The organism is Candidatus Hydrogenedentota bacterium (genome assembly GCA_019695095.1).
Lineage (GTDB): Bacteria > Hydrogenedentota > Hydrogenedentia > Hydrogenedentales > SLHB01 > JAIBAQ01.
The window spans coordinates 1-5,310 of the sequence record JAIBAQ010000289.1 but is presented as its reverse complement, the minus strand read 5'-3'; the positions used below and the strand labels follow the sequence as shown (position 1 = coordinate 5,310).

Annotated in this window: 3 protein-coding genes; all 3 read left to right on the top strand. The window is 58.1% G+C overall.

Translation table 11 applies throughout. The features are described 5' to 3' along the window. Nucleotides 1-335: 335 nt before the first annotated feature. The 3 genes from K1Y02_24985 to K1Y02_24975 all read left to right on the top strand — a co-directional run bounded on the left by K1Y02_24985 (nucleotide 336) and on the right by K1Y02_24975 (nucleotide 4,988). Nucleotides 336-743, top strand: coding sequence for an Rrf2 family transcriptional regulator (locus K1Y02_24985; GenBank protein ID MBX7259636.1), 408 nt, complete (start codon nucleotides 336-338; stop codon nucleotides 741-743). A gap of 68 nt (nucleotides 744-811) precedes the next feature. Next, on the top strand, nucleotides 812-2,674 hold the full coding sequence (locus tag K1Y02_24980; GenBank protein ID MBX7259635.1) for a DUF1858 domain-containing protein: 1,863 nt from the start codon (nucleotides 812-814) through the stop codon (nucleotides 2,672-2,674). A 25-nt stretch (nucleotides 2,675-2,699) separates the two neighbouring features. Then, the gene (locus K1Y02_24975) at nucleotides 2,700-4,988 is read left to right on the top strand and encodes a nitric-oxide reductase large subunit (protein ID MBX7259634.1); all 2,289 of its coding nucleotides are present in this window, start codon (nucleotides 2,700-2,702) and stop codon (nucleotides 4,986-4,988) included. Nucleotides 4,989-5,310: the final 322 nt, after the last annotated feature.

The following is a 5,310-nucleotide window of genomic DNA, read 5'->3' as shown; positions in this document are numbered from 1 at the left end:
ACCAACAGATGTTCTATACTTGCTCATGGCCGGTTCCTCCTGATGGCACCTCGGTGCCGTTTAACTTTGCAGGCGAGTTTATCGCACTGCGTCGGAGGACCGGCCTTCTCATCTTATCTTTGCGTTGAATTCCGGAAGCGTAACGGCTCCCCGTGCAGCGTAGCGAGTAAGAGCCTGTCCTCGGGCAGGCTTAAACGACGGCCTTTCCTGGCTTACCGCTGCGATGTACGCGCGCTACCGCAACTTCGATTCAATCTCCGTACACTTGAGCGCGAAGGACCGCTTGACAGTCGGGATCTATAAAGGTATAATTGCATGCGATTAAGGAGTTCAAAATGATTTCCAAGACCGCGCTACACGCATTGAAGGCCGTCGCAGCATTGGCGGAGCGTCCAGGCGAGTTCCAGGGGGCCGGTCATATCGCGGAGAAAATTGGCGCCCCCCAAAACTACCTCGGAAAGCTGTTGCAGGGGCTCATTCAATCCGGGGTGGTTTGCTCACAAAAAGGAAAAGGTGGCGGCTTCCAGTTGGCTCGCACCCCCGACACGATCACGCTCTTCGACGTAGTGGAGCCGGTGGACCGTGTCAGTCGCTGGGAAGGGTGCTTCATGGGTAATAAAGCCTGTTCACCCGACGGGCCGTGCGCAATGCATTACAAGTGGGCTGATGTTCGAAGTCAGTATCTTAAGATGCTGAAGGAATCGACCTTGGCCGACCTCGTCTCGCACCGGATTTCCGTGTAGGCAGAGGATTGCCTTTTTTTGACCATAAATCGGATAAACACATGCAATTCATGACGAAAGGGCGGGCTATGGGGAACCTAGACGACAAACAGCAGGCAATCACGCAGGACATGATGATTCCGGAATTGCTACGCGCGGCACCCGAACTCAGACCGGTTCTCGACCGGTATGGACTGCACGGTTGCGGTGGAGAATTCGGACCGATGGAGTCGTTGGAGTTCTTTGCCAGGGCGCACGATGTGCCACTGCATGACTTGCTCGCTGAACTGAACGATGCGTTGCAGAAAGGAACGGAAAGCGAAGGAGTCCAGGCTCCATCCGACAGCATTGCAGACAGTATCTATCAACCCTTCTTCAAAGCCGGCATCGCAGTGGTCCTTACCCTTGGGGCCGCTTGGGGCGCGTACTTGCTTCTGCGCATCGGCATTTTGAAGTCCTTTACGGCGGTCGGACTCAACGAAGTCAACGCGCACGGTCATGCGCAAATCTTTGGGTGGGTTGGTCTGTTTGTGATGGGTTTCGCCTACCAGGCGTTTCCGCGATTCAAACACACGTCGCTCGCGCATCCCCGGTTGGCGCTGGCCACCCTGTGGCTGATGCTATCGGGTATCGTCCTTCGCTCAGGTTCACAGGCCTTTCTCGAAACGAATGCCTATCTGATACCGGTAGGTATATTCGGGTCGATTCTTGAGATAGCGGCAATCGGGACGTTCGTCTGGGTGATTTGGCGGACCCTGCGAGGTTCGGGCAAGTCACTTGCCTTCTACGATTACTACATCCTCAGCGCGTTGGGCTGGTTCGTAGCCCAGGCAGCCTACGAAGCGGCGTACTTTGTGGCGACGTCCTACGCGCCGAGTCGAGACGCACTGTTGACGATTGTGTCGACATGGCAGGCTCCGCTTCGCGATTTGCAGATTCATGGGTTTGCCATGCTGATGATTTTGGGAGTCAGCCAACGGATCTTCCACAATTTCTACGGCCTGCCCGCACCCAATCCTCGCCGCAGTCTCGTAGTCCTGGCGCTTCTGAATATGACCGTTATCGGCGAGGCGGTTGGATTTGTGCTCATGCGGCGCATAGGGCACGCCTGGGTGGGGTTGTGGTACGGGTCGGTGATCGTGATGGCCGTGTCGCTCGCATACCTCGTTCTGGGATGGCGCTTGCACACGCGGTCCGAAGAAAGCGACCGCAGCCTGAAGTTCCTTCGAATGGCCTACGTATGGCTTTTCATTTCCATGGCAATGATGGTCTGCTTGCCCGTGTATCAGTTCGGTCTGCTGAAACTCTGGGCGCCGCAAAGCCACGCAGCCGAGATCGGTTTCTCTCACGCCTACTACGGGGCCATCCGCCATGCCATCACGGTTGGATTCATCAGCCTGATGATCGTTGGCGTGGCCGCCAAGGTTGTGCCCACCCTGAAAGGAATCGATGTGCGGAGCCTGACGGGCCTGTGGATGCCCTTCATCCTGCTCAATCTGGGATGCGCGTTGAGGGTTAGTTTTCAGACCCTCACCGACTTTCACGAAATGGCCTTTCCCGCCGCGGGCATCAGCGGCTTGCTGGAAGTGACCGCGCTCGCAATCTGGGGAACGCACCTGTGGCGCATCATGAATGGACGCGTATCCGAACGATCAGAGGCAAGCACCCGGCTGCCGCTGCTCCCCGGCGCGGCCATCGTGGGCGAGAACCGCGTGGGCGACGTTTTGGAGGCCTATCCGCACGTGTTGCCGGTCTTCCTCGAACATGGCTTCACGCCGCTGGCCAATCCGGTGCTGCGCAAGACGCTGGCGAAACACGTGACGATTAACAGCGCGGCCCGCAAACTCGATGTGAATCCGGAGCACCTTTTGAAGGCGCTTAATTCGGCACGTTCCGGCGCCGGTGCCGCGCTTGTGTCGGACTCTGTTCTTAGCGAAGTACATTCCGCGTAGTCGCGGCTGGAAGGAGAGAAGATAAATGAACTATCGCAGGTTATGGATTGGACTCTTCGCGGTAATGGCCGGGTCCTTCACGGTGCTTGGCTACTACGGCGTTGAAATCTACCGGCAGGCCCCTCCTATCCCGGAGCGCGTGGTCTCGGCGTCGGGCAAGGTGCTGTTCACCGGAGACAACATTCGGAATGGGCAAAACGTATGGCAGTCCACCGGCGGGCAGCAGGTAGGCACGGTATGGGGACATGGCTCATACGTAGCCCCCGATTGGTCGGCAGACTTTCTCCATCGCGAGTCGGAGTGGCTTCTTGAGCACTGGGCAAAAGAAGAGCTGGGCGCCGCCTCGTACAAAGACCTTGATGCAGAGAAGCAAGCGGCACTCAAGGCGCGCCTCAAGGGAGAAATCAGAACCAATACCTATCGCGCGGACACAGGGGACTTGGTGGTATCCGACCTGCGGGCGCAAGCCATTGAGGCGGTCTCGGAGCACTACAAGCTGCTTTATGGCAATGATAGTTCGCTGGACGCGCTTCGCGAGGCCTATGCCATCCCGAAGGATGTGGTCCCCGATGCGCGTCGACGCGACGATTTAGCCGCGTTCTATTTCTGGGCGGCGTGGGCCTGCGGAACCAACCGGCCGAATTCGGACGTCACATATACGAACAACTGGCCGCCAGAACCAATCATCGACAACGCGCCGACGCCTGCGATTCTGGTCTGGTCCGTCCTGAGCTTCATCGTGCTGCTGGCCGGAGTCGGTGCGCTCTCCTGGTATTACGTCGCGGAGAAGGCACGCGAGGAAGAAGAACCTCCCATTCCCGACCAAGACCCCTTGCTGACGTTTGACCCCACGCCCTCCATGAGGGCCACCTTGAAGTACTTCTGGGTCGTCATGGCGCTTATCGTGACCCAAGTCTGCATGGGCGCAGTTACGGCGCACTATTCCGTGGAGGGAACCGGCTTCTACGGCATTCCCCTCGCCGAGGTCTTGCCCTATGCGGTGACACGAACCTGGCACACCCAACTGGCCGTCTTCTGGATCGCGACCGCATTCCTGGCCACCGGGCTGTTTCTAGCACCGGCCGTGGTAGGAAGAGAACCCAAATTTCAGCGTCTCGGTGTGAACGCGCTGTTCGGAGCCCTGCTTGTCATCGTAGTAGGGACACTGTTTGGCACCTGGTACGGAACGCGCCAGCGAATGGGTTTGGAGATGAACTTCTGGTTCGGACACCAGGGCTACGAGTATGTCGACCTGGGGCGCTTCTGGCAGTTGTTCCTCTTTGTTGGACTCTTCATCTGGCTCTTCCTGATGGGCCGTGGTCTGTGGCCGGCCATGAGACAGCCTGGACCAAACCGGCATCTTTTGGCGTTGTTCTCGCTCTCTTGCATCGCGATTGCGCTGTTCTATGGCGCAGGTCTCATGTGGGGCCGGCATACGCACTTGGCTATCGTCGAATACTGGCGCTGGTGGCTCGTGCACCTCTGGGTGGAAGGATTCTTCGAGGTATTCACGACCGTGGTAATCGCGTTCCTGTTCACACGCTTGAAGCTGGTCAAAGTACGGACTGCGACGGCCGGCGTACTCTTCGCGACCAGCATCTTTCTTTCGGGCGGCATCATCGGAACCTTCCACCACCTCTACTTCTCCGGCACGCCTACGGCCGTTTTGGCCCTGGGCGCGGTCTTCAGCGCCCTTGAAGTCGTCCCGTTGGTACTCATTGGATTCGAGGCCTACGGAAACCTCTCCGTTACCCGGTTGCAGGGATGGGTCACGGGGTACAAGTGGCCCGTGTACTGTTTCGTGGCCGTGGCCTTCTGGAACCTTGTCGGCGCGGGACTCTTTGGATTCCTCATCAACCCGCCCATCGCGCTCTACTACATGCAGGGTCTGAACACAACGGCCGTGCACGGTCACACCGCGCTCTTCGGCGTCTATGGCATGCTCGCGATCGGGCTGATGCTCTTCTGTCTCAAAGGCATGGCCGCCCATCAAACCTGGAAGACCTCCGTGCTGGCCTTCGCCTTCTGGTCTATCAACATCGGTTTGGCTCTCATGGTGTTGTTGAGCGACCTTCCGCGCGGAATTCTGCAGGCATGGGCAAGCGTCAACGACGGCATGTGGATGGCGCGCTCGGCGGAATTCATGCAGACGGGTCTGATGGACACCTTGAGATGGATGCGCGTAATCGGCGACACCATCTTCGCCATAGGCGTGCTGGCCCTCGGCTGGTTCGTCTTGGGACTCAAGACGGGGTGGTCAGTCTCGGATTCGCGCGCCCGTGAGCACGCCGTTCACAAATCGACTGGCGCTTAGGAAAACAAAACATCGCCTCGCTTGCGCAGTGCCGATTTCCAGCAGTTCCTATGGATATCTGCAGAGTCGTTGCACTGCGCACAGCGAGCGATAGGCACAAGAAAGGGGCTGTCGCAGCGCCAAGTTCCATTGATGGTCTGTTGCTTTTAGAACGTATGACAGCGAGGAGAAAATCGTCGAAACCTGCGCCGCCGCGAATGGTCATCCGGCACTCGCCGGCGGCAGATCAGAAACTTCGCCGGTGGTTTCCACCGTGCAGTTGGGAAGGGCTTCCTTAAGGGATTTGATTGCCTTATCGCTCAGGTTGGCGCAGGCGGTAATG

What these genes read in the sequence shown, in the direction of transcription:
- K1Y02_24980 (MBX7259635.1), top strand. Translation starts at nt 812, where the DNA reads ATGGGGAACCTAGACGACAAACAGCAGGCAATCACGCAGGACATGATG.
- K1Y02_24975 (MBX7259634.1), top strand. Translation starts at nt 2,700, where the DNA reads ATGAACTATCGCAGGTTATGGATTGGACTCTTCGCGGTAATGGCCGGG.
- K1Y02_24985 (MBX7259636.1), top strand. Translation starts at nt 336, where the DNA reads ATGATTTCCAAGACCGCGCTACACGCATTGAAGGCCGTCGCAGCATTG.